The 24,009-nt window shown below is 37.7% G+C and carries 13 protein-coding genes and 1 pseudogene; 11 read left to right on the forward strand and 3 right to left on the reverse strand.

Translation table 11 applies throughout. The annotated features are described in order from the left end of the window. Nucleotides 1-26: 26 nt before the first annotated feature. The gene (locus ACHFIZ_RS06180) at nucleotides 27-617 is read right to left on the reverse strand and encodes an RNA polymerase sigma factor (protein ID WP_410883916.1); all 591 of its coding nucleotides are present in this window, start codon (nucleotides 615-617) and stop codon (nucleotides 27-29) included. Between the two features lie 684 nt (nucleotides 618-1,301). On the opposite strand from ACHFIZ_RS06180, the gene ACHFIZ_RS06185 reads away from it, so the two are divergent. From ACHFIZ_RS06185 to ACHFIZ_RS06205, 5 genes are all read left to right on the forward strand, one after another. Continuing rightward, entirely contained in the window at nucleotides 1,302-4,574 is a 3,273-nt protein-coding gene (locus tag ACHFIZ_RS06185; RefSeq protein ID WP_410883918.1) for a SusC/RagA family TonB-linked outer membrane protein, read from the forward strand. A 35-nt stretch (nucleotides 4,575-4,609) separates the two neighbouring features. Further along, nucleotides 4,610-6,484: a RagB/SusD family nutrient uptake outer membrane protein gene (locus ACHFIZ_RS06190; RefSeq protein ID WP_410883920.1), complete on the forward strand. Its 1,875-nt coding sequence runs from the start codon at nucleotides 4,610-4,612 to the stop codon at nucleotides 6,482-6,484. Nucleotides 6,485-6,825: 341 nt separating this feature from the next. Further along, nucleotides 6,826-7,092 carry a transposase gene (locus tag ACHFIZ_RS06195; RefSeq protein WP_410883922.1) on the forward strand — a complete coding sequence of 89 codons (267 nt, stop codon included), beginning with the start codon at nucleotides 6,826-6,828 and terminating at the stop codon, nucleotides 7,090-7,092. A gap of 666 nt (nucleotides 7,093-7,758) precedes the next feature. Continuing rightward, nucleotides 7,759-8,376, forward strand: coding sequence for a DUF2975 domain-containing protein (locus tag ACHFIZ_RS06200; protein WP_410883924.1), 618 nt, complete (start codon nucleotides 7,759-7,761; stop codon nucleotides 8,374-8,376). Continuing rightward, nucleotides 8,376-8,576: a helix-turn-helix domain-containing protein gene (locus ACHFIZ_RS06205; protein WP_410883926.1), complete on the forward strand. Its 201-nt coding sequence runs from the start codon at nucleotides 8,376-8,378 to the stop codon at nucleotides 8,574-8,576. The genes ACHFIZ_RS06200 and ACHFIZ_RS06205 overlap by 1 nt, the downstream gene beginning before the upstream one ends. Before the next feature lie 439 nt (nucleotides 8,577-9,015). Here the strand turns inward: ACHFIZ_RS06205 and ACHFIZ_RS06210 are convergent, their stop codons facing one another. Further along, complete coding sequence (locus ACHFIZ_RS06210; RefSeq protein ID WP_410883928.1) at nucleotides 9,016-9,630, reverse strand: winged helix-turn-helix domain-containing protein; 615 nt, start codon at nucleotides 9,628-9,630, stop codon at nucleotides 9,016-9,018. 592 nt (nucleotides 9,631-10,222) lie between these two features. After that, on the reverse strand, nucleotides 10,223-13,429 hold the full coding sequence (locus tag ACHFIZ_RS06215) for a glycoside hydrolase family 2 TIM barrel-domain containing protein (protein ID WP_410883930.1): 3,207 nt from the start codon (nucleotides 13,427-13,429) through the stop codon (nucleotides 10,223-10,225). Nucleotides 13,430-13,780: 351 nt separating this feature from the next. Here ACHFIZ_RS06215 and ACHFIZ_RS06220 point away from each other — a divergent pair, with 351 nt between their 5' ends. The 6 genes and pseudogenes from ACHFIZ_RS06220 to ACHFIZ_RS06245 all read left to right on the forward strand — a co-directional run. Continuing rightward, nucleotides 13,781-17,926, forward strand: coding sequence for a two-component regulator propeller domain-containing protein (locus tag ACHFIZ_RS06220; protein ID WP_410883932.1), 4,146 nt, complete (start codon nucleotides 13,781-13,783; stop codon nucleotides 17,924-17,926). A gap of 577 nt (nucleotides 17,927-18,503) precedes the next feature. Continuing rightward, entirely contained in the window at nucleotides 18,504-19,937 is a 1,434-nt protein-coding gene (locus tag ACHFIZ_RS06225) for a glycoside hydrolase family 76 protein (RefSeq protein ID WP_410883934.1), read from the forward strand. Between the two features lie 205 nt (nucleotides 19,938-20,142). After that, entirely contained in the window at nucleotides 20,143-21,684 is a 1,542-nt protein-coding gene (locus ACHFIZ_RS06230; RefSeq protein ID WP_410883936.1) for a family 43 glycosylhydrolase, read from the forward strand. A gap of 261 nt (nucleotides 21,685-21,945) precedes the next feature. Further along, a pseudogene (locus ACHFIZ_RS06235) lies at nucleotides 21,946-22,206 on the forward strand (transposase); the annotation flags it as partial. A 373-nt stretch (nucleotides 22,207-22,579) separates the two neighbouring features. After that, complete coding sequence (gene rhuM, locus ACHFIZ_RS06240) at nucleotides 22,580-23,572, forward strand: RhuM family protein (protein ID WP_410883938.1); 993 nt, start codon at nucleotides 22,580-22,582, stop codon at nucleotides 23,570-23,572. A gap of 190 nt (nucleotides 23,573-23,762) precedes the next feature. Further along, nucleotides 23,763-24,009, forward strand: a 247-nt coding sequence (locus tag ACHFIZ_RS06245; RefSeq protein ID WP_410883941.1) for a GNAT family N-acetyltransferase, incomplete at its 3' end; no start/stop codon positions are given.

The raw sequence follows: 24,009 nt of genomic DNA on the forward strand, positions 1-24,009 counted from the left end.
CACAAGGGAGTAGAAGAAGAGAAAAATTATTTTTGAAGGTACCAGTCGAGTATAGTAATTAATGCGGCCGGAACGGTGAGTTTTAAACGGAGTATCCGAATAGCATTGGCAACCTGCTTTTTAACTGTTTTATCCGATATGCCTAGCTGGTCAGCAATTTCACGATGAGAAAGGTATTCTTTCCGGCTATATTCAAAAACGACTCTCATCTTTTCAGGAAGATTTTTAATCTCAGTTTCTATTGCGACAGCCAGTTCTTTCTCATTAATCTGATCAATGATAGAATCGCTATGCATAAGTACATAAGCCTCCAATCCATCAATAAACCTGTCGCTAGTTTTCCGTTTGCGTATGGTGTTCAATACCTTATGCCTAGCGGTAACATATAAATAACCCAGCAGATTGATTTTAAGATCGAGCTCAGCTGATTTTGCCCAGAAGCTCATAAAAAGATCCTGCACAACATCCTGTGCTTCGGCTTCATTCCTAAGCATCTTAAGGCAGTGGGCAAAAAGAATTCCCCAATATCTATTGTAAATTTCCGAAAATGCACTATGATCTCCAGTTTTAACAAGCTGGATCAATTGAAAATCAGAAAATTCACTATTTAGATTCATGAAGACATCCACTATTTGGCGTATCTATTAAAGATAGAAACTACAAGTGATAGAAACTAGAATATGCCCAAATCGCTTAATGCTATGATAAAATTGTAAAATTAATACTTCATTTTGTTCTTATACAGAATAAGTTAGCACATCCTCAAGGAAGTCAATATGCAAATTACACTCTAGGACATTTTGAAATAAGTACTCGGTTCTCAACCTAGCTGGTCAAAAAAATATGTTTTATATCAATAGTGTCCTAAACGTTTTAAGAATATGTACGAGTGGTTGATTGAGTTGAAACAGAGATGATTTAAGCAATATTTGGAAAAGGATCCTATATACGTATAAATTTGGTTTCACTTTTGGGGTAACCATCCTACTTTAAGTCACCAATATTCCTATATTACGTTAACCATGTATGAACTTTTAGTCTGTTAAGCAAAATATGGTAAGTCTTACGAAGTAAATTTAATACCTAAAGAGTGCTTTTCTAAACGACAGGCTTGTTTTTTATGTTGATTAAATAATTATTTGTCGATATGATTGAAGGAAACTTGAATCTTTTTTATCATCTTTTGATGTATACTTTTAAAGCAATTGGTCACATTTCTAGGATATAAATCATAATAACTCAATATTACTGATAAGTATATAATAATGTTACAATCCATTTCTAATGAAACAAATTAAACTATGAAAAGAAATCTAATGAGGACTTTTGTCAGAAGCAGCCTATTTTTTATTTACGGTAGCGGTCTCATTTTTTATCCGCAAGCTAACCTATCTGCGAAATCAATATTAAAAAAGAATGAACCATTGGATTTTTATAAACCTCCATATCAGGATATCATTGTAAAAGGACAGGTAACGGACGCTAATGGACCAATTCCAGGCGTAAGTATTAAAGTAAAGGGCGGGTCTGCAAGTGCTGTAACTGACGTAGCAGGAAGGTTTAGTATTAAAGTCCCCCAAGATGCGGCCTTAATATTTACTTATGTTGGCTATGCGGATCAAGAAATTCAGGTGAAAAACCAAAGTAATATTAACGTTAGGTTATTAGAAGACAATCATAATTTATCAGAAGTAATTGTAGTTGGTTATGGCACCCAAAAGAAGGCGGTTGTATCAGGTGCAGTAGCGTCGGTAAAAGGAACAGAATTGGCTAAATCTTCCTCAGTAAATCTGACCAATTCCTTAGCTGGGCGTTTACCGGGTGTCACTGCATTGCAAGGAAGTGGAGAGCCAGGATATGATGGTTCAACCATTCGAATTCGAGGGATTAACTCCTTGGGTAATAACAATGCCTTAATAGTAATTGATGGAATACCGAATCGTGCCGGTGGTATAGAAAGGCTAAACCCTAACGATATTGAAAGTGTATCAGTTTTAAAAGATGCATCTGCGGCTATTTATGGTTCACAGGCTGCCAATGGAGTAATTTTGATCACCACTAAATTAGGTAAATCGGGCAAACCGCAGTTTTCGTATGATTTCAGTAGTGGAGTACAGCAGCCCACAAGAATCCCTAAAATGGCCAATTCCACCCAATATGCCGAAATACTGAATGAACTAAATATTTTTGGTTCCGACCTTAATCCAAATGAATGGAGTGCAGCTTGGAACAGTTTCAAAACTACTGGCACGTATTTGTCAGCAGGGAATAAAACGATTAATGCAGCTTATAAGCCAAGTGAAATCCAGAAATTAGGTGATGGATCTGATCCTTTGCGATACTCTAATACTGATTGGTTTAAAACCGTATTTAAAGAGTGGTCACCTCAACAAAGACATAACCTACAGATAAATGGTGGAAGTGAAAATGTGAAATATTTAATCTCGCTTGGCTATCTTGATCAAGATGGCTATTATAAAAATTCTGCTACCGGTTACAAGCAATATGATATGCGTATAAATCTGGAAGCAAAAGTAAGTAAATACATTACCACAACTCTAGGCATGACCGCCAGAGAAGAAAACCGTAATTTCCCAACAGTAGGAGCAGGTGATATCTTTAGATTTTTGATGAGAGGAAGACCAACTGAAATAGCGGTATGGCCGAATGGATTGCCAGGGAGAGATATAGAATATGGATATAATCCTGTTGTTTCCTCCACGGATATCACAGGATATAATAAGGATGTTCGGGATTATTTTCAAACTACGGGTAAAGTGGAAATTAAAATTCCGGGTGTTGAGGGCTTAAAAGTAACTGGAACCGCAGCCATAGATAAGTATTCTGGAAGGCAAAAGAATTGGCAATTGCCATGGACACTATACGATTGGGATAAAAAAACTTTCGAAGCAGATGGAGTTACTCCAGTGCTTAATGGAACTGTGCGTTCTCCTTATGCCGATCCTCGACTTAGGGAAACTGCTGGCGGTCAATTAGCCATCAACTTAACCGGAATGGTTAATTATGATAAGAAAATTGGGGATCACACCATTGGTTTATTGGCAGGCGTAACCAGAGAGCAAATTACTAATGATGGCTTTACTGCCTTTAGAAGATACTTTTTATCATCAGCGATTGAGCAATTACTGGCTGGTGATGAGAAAGAGCAAAGTTTAGGGAACAATCCTGGTAATCCTAACAACCTTTTTAATAGAGCAAGATTAAGTTACTTCGGAAGAGCCGGATATAACTATAAAGAAAAATACTTAGCTGAATTTTTATGGCGTGTAGATGGATCATACATTTTTCCAAAAGCAAGTCGCTTTGGTTTCTTTCCAGGGGTTTCCGTGGGTTGGAGATTATCTGAAGAACCCTTTTTTAAAGACAATGTTAAGTTCGTAAACAACTTAAAATTAAGAGCTTCTTGGGGTCAGATGGGTGCCGAAGCTTATTTCGGAGATGCATTGCAAGAATATCAATATTTAAGCTTGATGAATTTCGGAAGCTATGTGTTTAATGATTTAATTACTAAATCATTATCAGAAGGTAAAGTGCCCAATTTAGATTTTGGTTGGGAAGTTGCCAATAATACCAACATTGGTTTAGATGCATCTTTCTTTAATAATAAGCTTTCTTTTGAGTTTGATTTATTCTCCAATAAAAGAACCAATATCCTAATTAGTAGAGGAAATTCTGTTCCCGAAAGTTCTGGTATTGTCGACCAATTGCCCCCAGTTAATTTAGGGAAAGTTAATAATAGAGGTTTTGAATTTAAATTAGGCTACAATGATCAAGCTGGAGATCTAGGTTTTGGCATGAGTGTAAATGGAGGCTATGCAAAGAATAAAATTATATTCTGGGATGAAACACCTGGTGCTCCAGAATGGCAACGTTCTACAGGTAAAGTAACTGGTTCGTGGTTGGTATATGATTATGATGGCGTTTTTAAAGATCAATCTGCAATTAGTTCAAATACCCTAAATTATAGCGCACTAACCAATAACCTGCGCCCAGGTGATATGAGGTTTAAAGATACTAACGGCGATGGAAAAATTAATGCAGATGATAAAATTCGTTTAGATAAAAATGGTACACCAACATTTACAGGTGGATTTAATTTTAATCTACAATATAAAGGATTTGATTTATCGGTGCTTATTCAAGGAGCAACCGGAGGGATGCAGATTGTAGGTCTTACAGAATCGGGTGATATAGGGAACTTTTTAGAATATTCTTATCAAAACCGTTGGAGCATAGATAACCCAAGTGCTGTAAACCCGCGCTTATCCAATAGAGGAGCAACTTACTACACAGATTCAAACAATGCGCTAAACAATACCTATTGGTTGAGGAGTAATAATTATGTCAGACTTAAAAACGTGGAGCTTGGTTATACATTACCGACCAACTGGATAGAAAAAGTTGGCCTCAGTAGCCTTCGGATTTACGCAAATGGCCTTAATTTAGCTACACTTGATAAGATCAAGGTTTGGGATCCAGAATCGACCAATTCTAGCGGTCAATACTACCCACAAGCTAGGGTAATCAATATGGGCATTAAGGCGGTTTTTTAAAAATGTATAACTATTTGTTAATTACAACGAAAAATATGAAAGCAATAAATAAAAACATAAATCTATATCTCCTGGTATTTATAACTTTTCTTGCGGGCTCTTGTAAGAAAGATTTTATGAATGTAATTCCACCAGATAAGATATCTGCAGATCTGGTTTGGAAGGATCCTGCACTTGCCCAGGCCTTTGTTAATGAAATTTACAATGGCTTAGGAATTGGCGGATTTTCTGAACAAATGCTGGCTTCAGTTTCTGATGAAGCGATGTTTACGCATCCTACACGTGGAATCGATCTAATCAATAACGCAACCATTAACCCCTCCACATTGGGTTGGGTAGATAATACTTGGGATTATAAGCAAATGTATAACCGCATCAGGGCCTGTAACACAGTAGTTGAAAGAATTGTGGGTGGCGACAACAGCCTTTCCAGTAAAGTTTTAAAAGATCAACTTTTGGGGGAGGCCTATTTTTTAAGGGCTTATTTTTATCAGCAAATGTTACGTTTCTACGGCGGTGTCCCTATTATTACGAAAACGTATGCTTTGAGCGATGATTTTAATTTGAAACGTAACACTTATGAAGAATGTATCAATTTTATAATAAAAAATTGCGATCAGGCCAGTACATTATTAACAGGTAAAACACTGGATAAAGGGCGTACTACTGCGCTTGCTTGCTTAGCACTAAAATCGAGAGTATTAATTTATGCTGCAAGTGATTTACATGAACGGTCTAAACTTACTGCAAAAATTATTTCAATTGGAGCTCAAAAGCTAGATTTTTTGAGTTATGCAAGTGGTAATCAAAATGACCGATACAAGTTAGCCCAAACTGCTGCAAAGGCAGTTATGGATTTAGGTTCGGGTTATAAACTTGGTCTTTCCGCTCCAGTTTCTGTGGCAGAAGGAAGTAATAATTACAAAAGCATCGCTATGGGAGGCGCAAGTAAAGCACCAAATATAGATGCCTCAGCTGCCTCTGAACTAATTTTTGCCCGATATTTTATTATTCAAAACAACATCAAACATGCCCAACAAAATGGTCCTAATGGGTATCATAATTGGGCAGGAAATACACCCATAGGTCTATTGGTTGATGATTATGATATGGCAGATGGAACAAAATTTAGTTGGACAAATCCTGCTCAAAAAGCCGCTCCTTATCAAAATAGAGATCCTCGATTTTATGCTACGATTTTATATGATGGCGCAGGCTGGAAACCGCGTGATAAAGTATCTGGAAATGTTGATCCAGCGAATCAAATTCAGACAGGCATTTATGATTTAATGGACGGTAGCAATAAAATAGATTTTAAAGGTTTAGATACCAGAGCAAGTTCTATTGAAAACTGGAACGGTAGCTGGACAGGTTACTATTATCATAAATTTATAGATACAGATCCAAATATTGTGGATGCAACCATGTCGCAAAATGTGCCATGGCCTTTTTTCAGGTATACTGAAGCCGTATTTAATTATATTGAAGCTAGTATTGAGCTTGGAGAATTAACCAATGCAAAAAGCTGGCTTAATAAAATACGATTCAGAGCAGGTATGGTAGAGATTACCACGACAGATCAAGCAGAACTTAGGAATGTTTATCGACATGAACGCCGTATTGAAATGGCCTACGAAGAACAGCGTTATCACGATACACGTAGGTGGTTAATTGCGGAGGAAACGCTTGGTAGAAAAGTAACCTACATCAAAGTTACAGGAAAATTCAAAGCAGGCAAAACCATGTCTGCACCTTATCATTATGATGCTTCTGTGTACGATTATACCTATAATTCGGTAATAGAAAATGCGCAGGAAAACCGAAGTTGGGATAATAAGCTTTATTTCAGGCCATTTAGTCGCGATGAAGTAAATAAAAATCATTTGCTTGAACAAAATCCTGGTTATTAAATAGCTAGATTTCTGCCCGATGAATATTCATAATAAGAACTTATCGATGGGATAGAAAATGCCCATCGAGATTTTATTCATCAGCTTTGCTAATTTTCAGAGCAGAAACTTAATAGAGTTCCAAATGAAGGAAGTTGGACCGCTGGTCAAGTAACAGAACACGTCATTAAGTCCAACGAGGGCATTCTAAACAAGTTACTTTATGGCGATGTTTCCCAAATAACTCGACCATGTAAGCTTCCCGTAAAATCAGACCATTCAAAAGTAGAATTTAGCTGCTAATGTAATCTTCCCTAAAAACAGCTACAGAAATAAGTGTAGTATTTAATAAATTTAGGGTAATGAAAAAAAGCAATTTTAGTGATCCACAAATCATCAAGATTTTGTCTTCACAGGAATCAGGGAAATCAGTTTCGGATATCTGCCGCGAGCATTGCATTAGTCAGGGGACATTTTACAAATGGAAAAGCAAGTATTCTGGGATGGAGGTTTCCCAGGTTAAGCAACTGAAAGACTTGGAGAAGGAGCTGGTACAATACAAAAAGATTGTAGCTGAACAGATATTTCAGATTACTGTTCTTAAAGATGTGATTGAAAAAAAGCTTTAGGGCCTGCCGAAAAACGGGGGCTTGTTGGATATGCCAGAGAGACATTCCAGATGAGTCTTCGGCAGGCCTGCAACAGCAGTAACAAGTCTTTTAAAAGGTATTGAATTTAAATAGTTATCTAGTATAATTGATAACATGGGACTTTCCTGCATTACTATCGACTGATTACAAAAAAATATTGCCATGTATGCAGCTTTGTGTAATGACCAATCTGTAATAGTTTCATGTAACGAATAACTGTGAACTTTATTGATAAATTGCAAGAATTCTTCAACAGTATTTTGCTGCTTTCTATTAGCTTCTCGAAAAACGACGGTATCCCCTACTAATTTTTACTGAAAATCTTATGCATCAAGTATTCCAAAGAGAAACAACTATTGTTACTAAACGAACCAAATTGTTCCGTTAGACAGAAGATCCGCTTTCCCAAACAATTGCAATTAATTAGATACGAGGTGAAAGCTGTCCATGTCAATCATCTAACCTATCACATTACCCCATTCCAGTTTTAAACATGTAGACTCCGGAATGACGTCAACGCTTCGGCGTAGTGCAACCCTATTCGTCTTATCTTTTATGTTTAACACATAATTTTTTACGTAAAACATAAATATACTTTTGCTTTGTTGTGGTGTAAGTTGTAGATTTGTATCATAATTTATAGATATGAGAAAGAGTAGACGTGTTATCCGAGTGATTAAAGTCATTTTAGATGTAGGTTGGTATTTCAATATTGTGTTAGCTACAATAGCTGGAAGTATGCTATTCTACGAATTCGCATTTAACACTTACGCAGATTGGAATACTACTGTGCATATTCCACAATATGATTTTTCAGAAAAAATTGATTTAAACACAGATGAAGTTAAGGATGTAATATTGAGAACATCAACCGCAACCTTAGGACTAAAAATTAAAAACACGCTTCTTGTTAAATCATCTTCAATTTTTTTACTCTTTGCTATCGAGTGCCTAATATTTTCGATTATTTATCATCTACGAAAGCTTTTCTCAAGTCTTCATAAGGGAGTTCCTTTCACGTTTGAAAATGTTATTACGCTCAAGCGTATCGCGTTTTTTATTGCTTTGATTCTACCAGTTCAAATTATATTATATCTGTTTGAGCTTCAGATTTTAAACGCCAATTTTTCAAAACCTATTAAATTTTCAGTTGATCCAGTGTTAAACTTTGAAGTTTTGTTGATAGCTATAATTTTTTATATAGTAGCCGAAATATTCAATTCTGGATTGGAACTTAAAAAAGAAAACGAGGGATTTGTATAGTGGCAATTATTGTAAACCTTGATATAGAGATGGCAAAAAGCAAGATTTCTTTGACTGAACTTGCTGAGAAAGTGGGTATTTCAATGACTAATTTATCCCTTTTAAAAACAGGAAAGGTGAAGGGAATTCGTTTTAATACATTAGAGGCTATTTGTCGTCAATTAAACTGCAAACCAGGGGATATTTTAGATATACGTTAATATACTCGGCGGCTATGAAAATTGATGGAGTAATTGTCGGATGGTATTCCAAGACTGTGGATCCACAAATTGAAGAATTTTGATTCCAAATTGGTCTTTCTTCGTCAAATTCAGGATCACAAAATTAACCTTAAAAGTTATTTCTGGTACATTTAGCTTTGACGGTAAGAAAATGGATGTGCACGAAAAGAAGCTGTGAGTCTACTTAATATAGGCATGTAAAAATGATCGGAATTTGTATTAAAAAACGAAGGTTCCCTAAAAAATTGCTGATATAAAACTTCGAAATAATGATAATGCGTTACATGAATACCTTCATTTAATTGTAACCGTGTAGGTCGGTAAAACTGGATAATTATATTTTCCAAACACAATGCTTCGAATCAATTTAGTTGTTAATTTATCCGCCATTAAAAAAGTAATTGTAGGGAGCCTCTTCCTATGAGATAATCTCAAGCTTATAGCCTTTGCCACGCACAACAACAATATTGCTATTGGGGTCAAATTCCAGTTTTTTTCTAAGTTTTGATATGAACATATCCAGACTGCGCCCGACAATAACACCTTCATCTTCCCATATCTCTTTTTGCAGCCTATTTCTCTCTATAGTCTCGTTAGGAGATAAGGCGAATATGATAAGCACACGTGTTTCAGTTCCGGTCAAGTCTATTGGATTTCCATTTATAATGAGCTTACGGTTCTTTGCGTCAAACAACGCTGAGCCCAAAGCGAAGATGTTAGTATTCGGAGCGTCAGGTGGCGATTTACGCGGCTTAACAGATCTCAAAAAAATAAACCCAACAAATGCTAAAAAAGGCAAACCGCCTAGCAGAACTTCATTCTTTATTGTATTTATGCCCGTCGGTTTAAATTTAATGGTGATAACGTAACGAGCTCTAGGTTGCTTTCTTCCTATACAAGCAACAATATCATCCCTTTTATTTTCTGATATAGCATATCCATAGGCTACACCGGACTTGCCAATGTTCAGAACATTAACAACGTAATCAAGTGCGAGCAGGTCTTTTGCTAAAAGACGCTGAGTAGTATTCACCAGGGAATCTGCTTGAAAAGTAAGCTCATTCTCAAAACTGATCTGATACTCACTAATAGCAATCTTCTTTACCGGTAGAACCCTTGATATACTGTCGCCCGACTGTAAAAGTAATTCATGTCCGATCCTGCGGAGTAAGACTTCCCTTCTTGCAATAGCAAAATCGTCGCTATCAGTTATGCTGAAGCTACGCAGATTGCAGAAATAAACAAAAGCAGTATTGATCCAACAAGGTACTTGCCTTTCCCGGATAGGAGATTTTGGCTATCAAGCATAGTGTTAAGTTTCTATTTACAAAGTTTACATTTTTATTTACAATCTTAATCTCTCAAGCCGAAAAACATCAAAGTAGATTCGCTGAATCTATTTTGATAGATATGAAAAATAGAAAAAATATCTATAAAACAGAGCTTCCGTAAAACGCCGGCAAAAAATACAGCACTGAAATCATTTTAATAGTAGTTCTGCTCGTAGCGGCTGCAAGTATCTGGTCGTGGCAAATTAGGAACAGCAGAGTTCCATGCAACACTCTAACTGAACTCCATCAAAAGTACAAGAAGAAAATAAAAATTGGCGGCAGCGCCGGTAACTTTTATTTTTTACCAGTTAAGGTAATCTGGTAGCTAAAGGTTGTTGGTTTTGCATATACCTGATATTGTTCCAACGGTCGGGGACCGCAGCTATTTGATCCAACACCCAAGGTTTTATGGCTAATGCACAATACCGTGCCTTTGCTTTTTGGCAGATCAATTTTGTATTCAACTGGGTCCATTTCTTCATCGCTGTAAGGCAACGCAGCGATCTGCAATACTGAGTCTATTTGTTTAATATTTATTCCTAATCCTTTTGAAGAGGTAAGGTTGGCCCAGCGCACATCTTCATGATTACCTTGTTCTATTGGTTTTTCGTAACCCGTCATTTGTTCAGCTACACTGCTTGCATAATGGCCCACATCAAAGCCGCTTTTACGGTCACTATAGTTTTCCATCGGCCCCCGGCCCAGGAAATCAAATTGATTGAGGTCCTGATTCAACAGCATACGTACGCCTATCCTGGCAAGCACCAATTTAGGGTCGCTAAAATTTACGTTATTTACCGCTTTTATTACGCCATTACCATTGATCGTATAAATAGCTTTATGCTGTACAACAAAATTTTCGCCACCTGTTCCTTTCAAGCTTACGCTTATTTGCACCAAGTTACCAGCCAGTTGGGTTGCCTTAACACCCTCAGTTACCCAAGAAATATTTTTTAAGCCATTTTTCATCCAGTCACGATAAGCCCACATATCATCTTGCTGGTGTGGCGCACGCCATAAGTGCAGAACCGGCCCACCTTGATCTCTAAGGATGTTTTCACCATCTTTTACCATTTTGGTGAAAGAGCCTTTAATCTTATCAAACACCACGCTAAAATCAGCACCTGTAACCCCAATTTCGTTTTTTGAATCATTTACAGTCAGGTTACCCCCTAGAGAAGCGCTCGCTACCACTGGTACAGGTATAGCTAATTCAAATTGTTGTGCGGCAATTTCAAATCCTTTCGCAGCCCAAAGTTTGTCGGTTGCCAACTGGAATGATACCCGGACAAAATATTCAGCGCCTGCCCTGGCCTTGATTTGGTAAGGAAGTTTAAATACTTTTTCCTCGCTTGGATTCACAGATCCAACCACTAAATCACCTGAGGAGATGATGCTGCCATTTTCGCTCAATTCCCACCTGCCAACAAAATCGCGAAGATTTGTAAACTGATAGCGGTTTTTAACGGTAAAAGCTTTACTCTTAAGATCCTTAGCACGGATGCTGATCCACTGGTAAGCATGTTTAAGTTCCGGAAAATGAGGCTTGGGTGATCTGTCCGATGACACTACACCTTTATGTATGAAGTAATGATCATTTGGGTAATCGCCAAAGCCACCGCCAAATGCCGTAATGGGATGTTTAAGGTCGCGGTTATTATAAAGGCCCTGATCTTGCCATTCCCAAATCGCACCACCCAATAAGGCCGGGTATTTATCGAACATTTCGTTATACAGATCAACTGATCCCATCGAGTTGAACATCGCATGAGCGTACTCGCATAAATAGAATGGCTTGGTTAAATTACTATCTATCGCAGCTTTTTCCAGGCTGGCTATGCCGGTATACATTTGGCTATCCATATCGGCAGGATTACGGTCGTCACCGGTACCGAAACCCTCATAATGCGATGGCCTGTCCGGGTCAATTTCTTTTATTGCTTTTAACGCCGCGCGAAAATTAGTTCCGCCACGGCCGTTCTCATTCCCCAATGACCAGATAACAACTGATGGATGGTTCTTAAAATTCTGTACGTTGGCTACGTTCCGATCAATAATAGCTGCTTTAATTGTAGGTTCTTCATTAAACTGATTTTGCTCAGCATGGCACTCTACATTGGCCTCAGCAACTAAAAATATACCATACTCATCGCACAATTCATACCACCGAGGATCATCTGAGTAGTGGGATGTTCGCACATGGTTACTGTTGGTTTGTTTGATCAGGATGATGTCCTTGATCATCTGGGCTTCTGTAATGGCATGGCCGTCATCAGGGAAATTCTCATGGCGGTTTACACCTTTAAGTTTAATAGGAACGCCATTTACCAGGAATAAACGACCCTTGATCTGTATCTCGCGAAAACCCGTACGCGATGATAAAGTTTCCACGGTAAGGGCTCCCTCATTTAGGGTAATAACTGATGTATATAGTTTAGGAGTTTCCGCGGTCCATTTTTGCGGGTTGCTCACTTGGAAATTTACATCAACCGTTACTTCCTCTCCTGGTTTTAACGCTGGGACAGTTTTTTTTCCTACTGCCCCCGGAACCGGTACCGAACCATTATATAAAGTAATAGTTAACTGCCGGGCCTTGGTAGCGATGGTGCCATAGTTTTTGACTTTGGTAATAGCGGTTACCTCAGCATCCTGATATTTATCATCAAGGTTAGTTTTAACAAAGTAATCGCGAATGTGCTGTTGCGGAGCGCTCCAAAGGGTTACATTCCTGAATATTCCGCTAAGGCGCCACATGTCCTGATTTTCCAGATAACTTCCCGATACAAACCGGTACACTTCAACAGCTATCATGTTTTTACCCGGTTTCACATATTTTGTCAGGTCAAACTCGGCAGCGTTTCGGCTATTTACACTGTAGCCTACTTTCTTGCCATTTACCCACAAAAAGAATCCGGCATCAACTCCATCAAAAGTAACAAATATGCGGCGGCCATTCCAGTTTTCAGGAACCATAAAATCACGACGGTAACTACCTACCGGGTTACGTTCAGAAAGTGTAGTGTATTTTCTATTTTTAGGGGCAGTCATTACTCTTGGGAAATCGCTTTGAAAAATCAAGGTAAAGTTGCTGTAGTCCGGGGTGCCGTAACCTTCTACCTGAAAGTTTGAGGGTACTTTGATGTCTTTCCATTTAGAAACATCATAATCAGTTTTATAAAAATGAACTGGGCGCTTCTGGGGCCAGTCTACCCAGTTGAATTTCCACATTCCGTTTAGACTTCTGCTAAAAGAAGAAGCATGCCTGTTGGCCTTTAGCGCTTCCTTTAAATTTGCATACGGCATTAGGGTTGCATGGGCAGCTTCTTTGTTTATCCCAATATTTTCAGGATCTTCTATTTCCAGGGGTAATGATGCAGTATCTTGTTTAGAGAGAAAGGTTTCTTCCTTATTTTGTGCTGTTGAATTCGTGTAATGAGTCAAGAGGAAAATAAATGCCAATGTAAGTTTGATAATCCCTTTTTTGGATAAGAAGTTGTTCATAAACGTATTTACTATTAAAGGTTACTTTGTAATATTCTCCAACTTTCAATGAAGGCTATCCAGTTTTAAATTTGTTTGCTGCAAAGGACTCTAATAATTTATTCTGTTCGATTGCCAAATCATACATTTTTAGTGACATGATGTGCATTTTTTGGATACCGCCGTTAAAATATTCAGCACATAAAAGCATTTTCGCTATATATATTTAATTAACAATTTTTATAAAATGGATTGAGCATCTAAACATGTCATTCAGTACTATCTGAATAACGGGTTTCCACATTTACTTTAGAAATAGTTGTTCAATTTCAAGCACGTTATTTGTAGTTTTAACTGAATTTAAAAACATCAATGGAAATAAAAAACCTTAATAAGTTAATGGATGGAAAATATGTAAAGGCCCTGTTACTAATATTCATCTTTAACATTATAGGTACGAATGCTATTTTCAGTCAGTCTTATTCCTATAAATTTAATTATCTTACAGTCGATGAAGGCTTGTCCCATACAGACGCAAATGATCTGGCGCAGGACAAACACGGTTACATCTGGGTGGCCACCTATTTTGGGCTAGACAGATTTGATGGTTATTCTGTAAAAAAATATTACAATAATAACGTTCCTTTAAAAAATGCTTATAAAAACCGGATCAGGAATTTATATCCTGATCAAGATGGAAAAATATGGCTTTCCACCGAAGGGGGGCTCCAGTATTTTGATCCAGGATCAGAGCAATATATTGATCTTGTTGAAACCGCTAAAAACAGTTCTCCAAGGCTGGAAAAAATAATAAAGCCTATTGGGAAACTGATATACGGTTTACTTGCTGGAACATTAAAACTGTACAAAATAGAAGGAAAATCCCTTCAGGAGCGACAGCTGAGTTTACCAAAAAATGTACATTTTTCAGATATGACTACCGATGAAAGTGGCCAGTTATATCTCTCGAGCAACAAAGGCATTTGGACATTAGATAAAACGCTGACGTTTAAAAAAATCTCAATCCAAGGAGTGTCTGAACAAAATTTTTTACTGGTGTCTTTAGACCACCAAAAACATCTCTTAACAGTCGCAGGAAACACAGCTTATTTAATAAACCGGCCATTAGTTAATGGTGAAAATTTCTCCATAAACAAACAATATTCCCATTCAGACTTTAGCCGTGCTAGAAGCATCGTACAAAATACCACCACTGATTACTGGATTGTGACCGGAAAAAATTTGATCAAGCTTGACAACAACTTTAATTACATCCAAACGATTAGTAGTAAAAATTCCCCGCAAAGTCTAAACTCTAATTCGCTTACCAAGGGAATAATTGATCAGTCAGGTTGTCTTTGGGTGGCCACCTTCGGGGGGGGCGTTAACTACTGCGATCTCCATGAAAAGCTATTTTATACCTTAAAGCATAATCCGGAAGTTTCTAATTCCCTCTCCGGTAATTATGTGCGGTCCGTATTGGCAGACGGCGAGAATCTGTGGATCGGCACCACCGTAAACGGGTTGAATCTATATAATTTAAAAACACGTAATTTTACCTTTTACAACAGCTACAATACACCCGTAAAGTTAAGAACAGATGTTATTACTGCCCTGGCAAAAGATTACGATGGTAACCTGTGGATTGGCAGCAATTCAGGGATAGAAATTTTAAAAGCGAACAAGCGGGAATTGTGGAAGCCAAGAGGTTATGAGAATTTCCCGACTTATATCATTGAAACTCTAGTCAAGGACTATTATGGAAACATCTGGTTTGGCAATCATGCCAACAAATTCGGAGTGATTTATAAAGACATACATAATATTTATCACGTAAAATATTATGATGAAGGTTATTTTATCTTTGCAGATAATAATAAACCTCAATTGTTTGTTTCCAGTACGAACGGTTTAAAGCGCATAACAATCGATGATAGTGGAAACATTCTAAAAAAAATTGCTTACCGGGGATCTTCAAAACCAAATTCATTAAGCTCAGACTACACATACCCTGTAAGTAAGCAAAATGACAGCACTTACTGGATAGGAACCATAGGAGGTGGATTAAACCGGCTCTCCATAAGCGCAAAAAACAATTATACCATTAAAACTTTTAATGAAAATTCTGACATTTTCAAAGATGTGGAAAGCCTTGAGATTGATGAGGAGGGGAACATCTGGATGGGTGGAAACGGATTGCAGTGTTTTAACGCCCAAACCGGAAGATTAATCCAATATGATAAAAAAGATGGATTGCAGGGCAATAGCTTTAAAGTAGGCTCTTCTTTTAAAGGTGCAGATGGAAGGCTGTATTTTGGAGGAATTAGTGGTCTGAATTACTTTTTCCCAAAAGATATAAAGGCAAATGAAATCGATGCCCGTCCTATACTCACTGACGTATTGATCAACAATCAAAAACCAATCTACAAAATGGCCAGTGCTATCGGTTACGGACCGGAATTGATGATCAATCACCTGCAGAACAATTTTGTTATCTTCTTTTCGTCCATGCATTTTGCCAATCCTTTGAAATGTCGGTACCGTTATAAACTTGTGGGCTTTGATAAAGAATGGAAATTTACTGATGGAAGAAACCCAAGCGCAGCCTATAGTAACCTAGATTTTAACCGCTATAAATTTATCGTCCAAGCTACAAATAATGATGGCATCTGGAGTAAAACTCAGGCCGAAACCTCAATAGTCATCACCCCACCGTGGTGGAAATCTGATTTAGCAAAAATTGTTTATTTGCTGATATTTATTCTTTGTCTATCCGCTGTTTATATCAACCAGGCAAGATGGTACCGTTTAAAAAGAGAGATTGCGGTACGCGAGGTAAATGAAAACAAAAGAGAAGAAATGCACAAGCAACATGAGGAGCTTGCAGAACAACAGCTGATGTTCTTTACCAATATTTCTCACGAATTCCGTACTCCCCTTACACTGATTCTGGGCCCCATGGAAAATTTGATCCGCCAAAATAGAGATGGCTCGCTAGATAATGCTTACCAGCTCATGTTTAGAAATGCTAAAAGACTACTCAATTTGATTAGTGAGCTCATGAACTTCATAAAGGTTGCAGATCAGATTATTAAACTGCAAGTCCAGGAGGTTCCAGTGCATCAATTCTGTATTAATATTGCCGAAGAATTTGAAACACTGGCGTCAAATAAAAAAATCCGCTTTAACTTAATCGACCATACACTGCAGAACAATGAAAAGCCATTAAGGGGATGGTTCGACGTACTAATAGTCGAAAAAATTCTTTTTAATCTGTTAAGTAACTCATTTAAATATACCGAGGAAGGGGGTCAAATATCCTTTGACGTATTTACTGATATGAGCAGCTTTAAACCATCCTTCTTTACTGGTTTTCAATTACTTAATGAGCATTACAGGTCAAATAATTACATTTATTTCCGTATTTCTGATTCAGGGATAGGAATTTCAAATGAATCTATCCATAAAATCTTTGAACGTTACTACCGCATCAGCACACAACACCTGGGTTCTGGGGTAGGTCTTGCCCTGGTTAAAAGTCTAACTCAACTGCATAAGGGCGATATTTATGTGTACAGTGAAAGAGAGAAAGGAACCGAAATTATCATTGGTATTCCGCTGGGTGAACACAATTACGATGAGTCGGAAAAGACAGCTGCTGAAAATATTTTGGACGCTAAACTGGAACCGCTAGATCATTCCATCCTTATTGCATCAGCAGAACATGAAAATGATGTACAGCAGGCAACACGGAAAATTACCAAACATATTTTGCTAGTGGATGACAACAGGGAGCTGCGCAGTTTTTTAAAACAAACTTTTGAGCAACATTACTTCATTTATGAAGCAGAAGACGGCAGCGCGGGACTTGACATTGCTACTGAATGTACCCCTGATTTAATTATAAGTGATGTGATGATGCCTCTTATGAACGGCATAGAATTTTGTAAACTCATTAAAGAAAAATTTGAAACCAGGCATATTCCTTTCATCATCTTGTCCGCTAAAGATGCATTGGAGGCTAAGATTGAAGGTATGGAATCGGGTGCTGATTTCTATTTTGGCAAGCCCTTAAGTATCGAGCTCTTACTGTTGACCGTGCAAAACATATTTGAACAGGCGGAGAAACTGAAAGCGCATTTCAACAAAAATTATCTCGCTGAAGCAACCGATCTTGTTCACACTGAAAAGGATAAAGAATTCATGAATAAACTGCTGGCCCTAATCGAAGATAACATTAAAGACCCTGATTTAGATGTCGATTTTCTATGTGACAATTTATACATCAGCAGAACAAAACTTTATCAAAAAATAAAAAGCATATCAGATCAGTCCGTTGCTGAATTTATAAGAACAATCAGGCTAAAAAAGGCGATTCAGATTATGACGCATGAAGACATCCCAATTTACGAAGTAGCAGACAGAATAGGCTTACAAAGCAGGTCCAATTTTTCAAGAGCTTTCAAAAAAGAATATGGAAAATCGCCCTTGCAATACATTCAATCCTTAAAAAATTAAGTGCATTACAGCTTGGGGAATGATTTTACCTACTTTGATTGTGACGAAGAAAATCTGGTCGAATCCCAAGTGAATATAGAAATTATGTACACCTTGATACAAAGTATGTACAATGAGGCAATCTCTCAATCCGACTTAATCAGGTTATTTGTGTAAACCAAATAATCTCGTTAAACCAAATGGATCAACCTTTACATTCCAATAATCTCCAATTCCAAGTGAAGAACATTTCATTCAAGCTCTTACTTGCAGAGAGACCTAGAGTCCTCTGTAAAATAGTTTTTTATGTAATTTTTAACCATCGAAAGCTTCTAGAAAGTTGACTATGCGCATTTCAGTTACCAAAAGCTAAAGGCTTTAGATTTATAGTCAAGAATAAGACTCAACAAGCCAAATCTTAAAAATTTAATTAACCATTTATAAACCTAAGTTAAAAACCATGAAAATGACATCCCTCAAAAAAATCCAACGTTCAGCAATTTTTATATTGCTTACTGTCACAGCTGCCACAGTATTTTCGGCTTGCAAAAAATCCAAAATTGAGAATGAAAACTTAGAGCTGAAACCAAATTCAACAATGGCAACAACTTTAGCTGCTGTTAATCCCATCAATCCGCTCGCGAATGCCAATGCTGCCTATGATGGTTTTCTCAACGCATTTCTTGTAAAATCAGGTAATGCAACTTATCTTGTTGATGGAATTAACAAGCGTGACAAAGCTTATTTCTGGGGTCAGGCGTTCATGATCACAAGTCTTATTGATGCTTACGAGCGAAACCCAACACCCACTCGTAAGCAACTGATCATTGATCTAACAAACTCATTTCTGAACCAGGAGACCTACGATTGGTCGTGGAACTCTTGGACGGATGATATTGCATGGGCATGCATCGCAGTAATCCGGGCTTATAAAGTGACCGGTGATCCTACCTATCGCACTGTTGCCGCAAACAATTGGAACTTTGCATTTAACCGGGGATGGGACAATGTTTTAGGTGGTGGACTTTGGGAAAACATGGACAAGCATACCAAGGCTTCACTCGCCAACAACCCGATGATCATCAGTGGCATTTTTCTGTATGAGACTACCGGGGATGCTGACTATCTTAATAAAAGTAAACAGATCTATTCCTGGTTCAGGAGCAGTGGGATTTATAATACCACAACAGGTGTGGTGAATGAAGCAAAAGTAAATGACGGAACGATACAGTATTCGGAAAATTCTTATAATGCCGGATCGTTCATTAACGCCGCTGCTTCGTTATACAAAAACACAGGCGATGCGCAGTATCTGAACGACGCGGTTCGTACTGCTGACTTCGTCGTTGAAAAATGGGGAGTGATGAATCAGGAAGCCGATGCATGCGCACGTGGTATTGCTAAACTGGCAAGGGAAAACAATTTAGGCGGTAAATATTATCCTTGGCTTGTTCGTCAGAGCATTGCGGTTTGGAACAATAGGCGTACAGATTTCAATATCGTAAATAACGATTGGCGTAATCCGACACCTGGCGGCGAACAATTCGCGATGAATTGTATTAGCATGGTGACGATTCTGAACGTGACACCTGAACAAGAAATTGTGTCAGTTCCCACAGGAACCTACAGGTTGAACGCACGCCATAATGGATTAAGCCTGGATGCCTTAGGTGGCGGAACCACAAACAACACGGCGCTGGATGTTTGGGGATATGGCGGCGGAAATCACCAACGCTGGACTCTGGTAAGCCTAGGTAGCGGCCTTTACAGATTGCAGGGTGTTGGCAGCGGCCTGTCAATTAACGTTGCTGGTAACAGCGGGGATAATAATGTCCCTGTTGTATTATGGGATTATAATGGCGGCGGGAATTCAAAATTTTATTTTTCTTCTCCTTCTTCCGGTTATTATAGTATGATTTTCGTAAATTCGGGTAAAGCAGCAGACGTGGCCGGAACAGGCCAGGGTGCTAAGATCCTGCAATGGAAGCCAACCGGATCGACTAATCAGCAATGGCAATTTGTTGCACCATAAGAACCATGTGGTGGTTTGTGTAAGAAAAGGTGCGGTGCCTGTTGATGACTGGAAAGCCAAATGAATTTTAAAAATGACAGGCATTTATGAGCCTGTCATTTTTAAATCCACTATGATAACTAAGAATTAAGAATGATATAGCGAATTATAAGTTAATGATTAGAATTAGTCGGTGTATAGCAATTATTTATATAAAAAAAGAGAAGTGAATTTCAAATGGTCAATTTTTTATAGTTTATTTTTTTTAATACCTATCGGCTCGTATGCCCAAAAGTCTAGCCAGTCTGTCGAAAACCAATATGCGGCCGATTTAGGTAACGGTAGTTTTCTTAATCCAGTCCTTAAAGGCAATTATGCAGACCCGTCTGTTGTCAGAGATGGTGAAGATTATTATATGACACAATCCTCATTTGATAATATACCTGGATTATTGATATGGCATTCCAAAGATTTAGTGAATTGGGAACCAATTGCTAATGCATTACATGAGTATGTAGGAGGTGTCTGGGCACCGGACATCATTAAATATAAAAACCTATTTTACATTTACTTTCCAGCGGGAGGAAAAAATTGGGTAGTTACTGCTGCCAATCCTAGAGGGCCTTGGAGTAATCCGGTAGACCTGAAAATCGGAGGAATAGATCCGGGCCATGTAGTCACACCCGAAGGCAAGCGATATCTTCATTTGAACGATGGACGAATGGCTCCGCTTTCAGATGACGGGCTAAGTGTGACGGGTACTTCAAAGAAAGTTTATGAGGGCTGGCCATATCCTAAAGAATGGATTGCAGAATGCTTTTGCCTGGAATCGCCAAAACTTACTTATAGAAACGGCTATTATTATATGACCGCTGCACAGGGCGGAACAGCAGGTCCACCTACCAGTCATATGGTTGTTTCGGCCCGGTCTAAAACCCCCTTCGGACCCTGGGAGAATAGTCCGAACAATCCCATAATCAGAAATACAGACAGGAACAACAAGTGGGCATCTACCGGACATGGAACCTTAGTAGATTCGCCAGATGGTAAGTGGTGGATTATTTTTCACGGATTTGAAAGCAGTAACCGTACTATTGGTCGTCAGGTACTACTATTACCTATAGAATGGACAAAAGACGGGTGGTTTAAAGTACCCGCTGGTTCAGACCCTGCAAAACCACTCAAAAAACCTGTAGGAAAGGCAGTTTTACATAGCATGAAACTGTCAGACAATTTTTCAGGCGACAAATTAGGGAGCCATTGGAATGTTCTTAAGAACGAAAACAGGTCAAATTTTAAGATAAGTAATAATTCTCTTTCAATAAAAGGAATCGGAAATTCTCCTCAGAACACTCAACCCCTTACAATCATGCCTGCTAATAACTCTTACCAAGTTACAGTTAATGTATCCGCGGGAACCGGAAATACTAAAGGTGGTTTGCTCTTATACTATAATTCCAAGTATTATGTCGGGTTAGAATTTACAGATAAATCTATTTATCGTCTCTATAACAATGGAGACAGAGGAAAGCTGGTATCAGATATTGCCCAGGATAATGTATACCTGCGGCTGGTGAATGATCATCATGACTTATTGTGTTATTATAGTTTGGATGGAAAAGAATGGAAACGGATGGATTTTGTTACTGAGATATCGGGCTATCATCACAATATTTTAGGGGGCTGGGGATATTTACGACCTGGACTGTTTGCTGTAGGTGACGGAGAAGTTCAATTCCGAAATTTTCAATATCAGGGTTTGGATTAATTCAGTAATTTAAAAGGTAGTAATATTGAGGCCTATGTGAAATATGGGATGTTCGATAAAGAACAAAACCAGCACTATAACAACAAAAAAAGCTTTAGTACAGATAAGCTGTTTTACAATCAAGAGCAGGACTGTTATATCTGTCCAATGGGCCAGAAGATGAATTATATCGGAGATTCAAAACGGATAACCACGACCGGGTTTGAACAGACAGCTAAGAAATACCAAGCGAAAAACTGTAGCAATTGACCATTAAATGGTGCCTGTCATAAAGCCAAAGGAAACAGGGTTATAGAGATCAATGAAAATCTGGAGCAGTACAAAGCAGTGGCATACGAACTACTCAACAGCGAAAAAGGCATAGAAAAACGAAAGCAACGATGTCATGATGTAGAACCAGTTTTCGGGAATATTAAACAGAACCACGGGTTCCGAAGATTTATGCTCAGAGGGAAACAAAAAGTGGCCATAGAATGGGGATTATTCGCAATTGCACAAAATATAAGGAAAAAAGCAGCTTAAAAAAGGTTGCTTTTCACTCATTTATGTAATAATAAATCCGAAAAACAAATCTAGGCTTACAGCAACCATCGATAGCACCAAATTCAAAAAATCAATAAAGAGGCTATCTCAAGATTTTGAGACAGCCTCTTTTGATTTTTAACCTCTGCGTGTGTTCAGAGGACCGTACCCCCCGGACATACTAAAGTCGAACCAGTTTATAGAAGAATTGACAATAATTGTTTCAATATCAATAAGTTATTGAAGGGCATTTATTTTCGCATGCGGAAACGATTATTTACACTTCTCCCGATATATTAAATGAATTAATATTGACACTGTGGATAATTAACTTCACTAGGAGGAATGATTGTTCCTATCTTTAAGTGTTATCATGGAACAAAGTCAGATTATAATATATCAAGCGCCAAATGGCGAAACTACGATTGATGTAAAAATTGAGAATGAAATAATTTGGCTTACTTTGACACAAATCGCAGTGTTATTTAATAAAAATAAGTCCACGATATCTAGACATCTAAATAACATATATCAACAAGAAGAATTAATGCAAGAAGCAACTGTTGCAAAAAATGCAACAGTTCAATTAGAAGGAAATAGAACCGTAGAAAGAACTATTGAATATTACAATCTTGATGCTATTATATCTGTTGGATATAGAGTGAATTCGAAAGAAGGAACACGATTTCGAATTTGGGCTAATCAGGTATTAAAAGAATACTTGACCCAAGGCTATGCTGTTAACAAAAAGCTATTAAAAGAACAAGGTGAAAAGTTGATAAGCTTAAAAAACACTGTGAATTTGCTCAGTAATGTACTTGAAAGTAAAGAACTAAGCTCTGATGAAGCAGCAGGTTTATTAAAAGTAGTTACAGATTACGCCTACGCGTTAGATGTTCTTGATAAATATGATCATCAACAATTAACTATAGAAGGAACAACTTCAACATCATTATTTATAATAGATTATGTAGAGGCTAAGAAAGCCATATATGATCTTAAAGATAAATTCGGCGGAAGTTCACTATTTGGTAATGAGAAAGACGAATCGTTTAAAAGTTCTATTGCTACCATTTACCAAACATTTGGAGGTCTTGATTTGTATCCAAGTATAGAAGAAAAGGCTGCAAATCTTTTATATTTTGTTGTAAAGAACCATTCGTTTTCAGACGGAAACAAAAGAATAGCGGCATATCTTTTTGTATGGTTTTTAGATAAAAATAAAATTTTGTACCGAAAAGACGGTTCTAAACGAATTGCTGATAATGCATTGGTGGCACTAACGCTAATGATTGCAGAGAGTAAATCTGATGAAAAGGGGATGATGGTAAAACTAATCGTCAATTTAATAAATATCAAAAATTAAGTATATCTAATTAATAATTTCAATGTACTTATTCTTTTATTATTGAGTATTTAACATGATCAAGCCCATAATTTTATTTACAAGTCGCCTAATAATTAGAGAATTGAATTATGATGATTTAGATTTTGTCCATTCGATTCATTCCCTTCCTGAAGTTTAAGAGTATGCCACTCTTGGTATTCCTGCATCTATTTTAGAATCAAAAGCATATCTAAAAAAATATATCGAAGGCCAGAATGAAGAACCTAGAAAGGAATATGGCCTTTGCGTGTCATTAGCTAATCATGAACCAATTGGGTTAATTGGGCTTAGTAATGGTCTAACCAAGTTCAAAAATGCTGAGCTGTGGTTTAAACTACATCCCGATTATTGGGGCCATGGATATAGTACTGAGGCAGTGCTTCCTATTATGAAATATGGCTTTGAGAAATTGCTCC

Origin of the sequence: Pedobacter sp. JCM 36344, assembly GCF_046546555.1 — a bacterium.
Taxonomy (GTDB): domain Bacteria; phylum Bacteroidota; class Bacteroidia; order Sphingobacteriales; family Sphingobacteriaceae; genus Pedobacter.

What these genes read in the sequence shown, in the direction of transcription:
- ACHFIZ_RS06180 (WP_410883916.1), bottom strand. Translation starts at nt 617, where the DNA reads ATGAATCTAAATAGTGAATTTTCTGATTTTCAATTGATCCAGCTTGTT.
- ACHFIZ_RS06185 (WP_410883918.1), top strand. Translation starts at nt 1,302, where the DNA reads ATGAAAAGAAATCTAATGAGGACTTTTGTCAGAAGCAGCCTATTTTTT.
- ACHFIZ_RS06190 (WP_410883920.1), top strand. Translation starts at nt 4,610, where the DNA reads ATGAAAGCAATAAATAAAAACATAAATCTATATCTCCTGGTATTTATA.
- ACHFIZ_RS06195 (WP_410883922.1), top strand. Translation starts at nt 6,826, where the DNA reads ATGAAAAAAAGCAATTTTAGTGATCCACAAATCATCAAGATTTTGTCT.
- ACHFIZ_RS06200 (WP_410883924.1), top strand. Translation starts at nt 7,759, where the DNA reads ATGAGAAAGAGTAGACGTGTTATCCGAGTGATTAAAGTCATTTTAGAT.
- ACHFIZ_RS06215 (WP_410883930.1), bottom strand. Translation starts at nt 13,429, where the DNA reads ATGAACAACTTCTTATCCAAAAAAGGGATTATCAAACTTACATTGGCA.
- ACHFIZ_RS06220 (WP_410883932.1), top strand. Translation starts at nt 13,781, where the DNA reads ATGGAAATAAAAAACCTTAATAAGTTAATGGATGGAAAATATGTAAAG.
- ACHFIZ_RS06225 (WP_410883934.1), top strand. Translation starts at nt 18,504, where the DNA reads ATGGCAACAACTTTAGCTGCTGTTAATCCCATCAATCCGCTCGCGAAT.
- rhuM (WP_410883938.1), top strand. Translation starts at nt 22,580, where the DNA reads ATGGAACAAAGTCAGATTATAATATATCAAGCGCCAAATGGCGAAACT.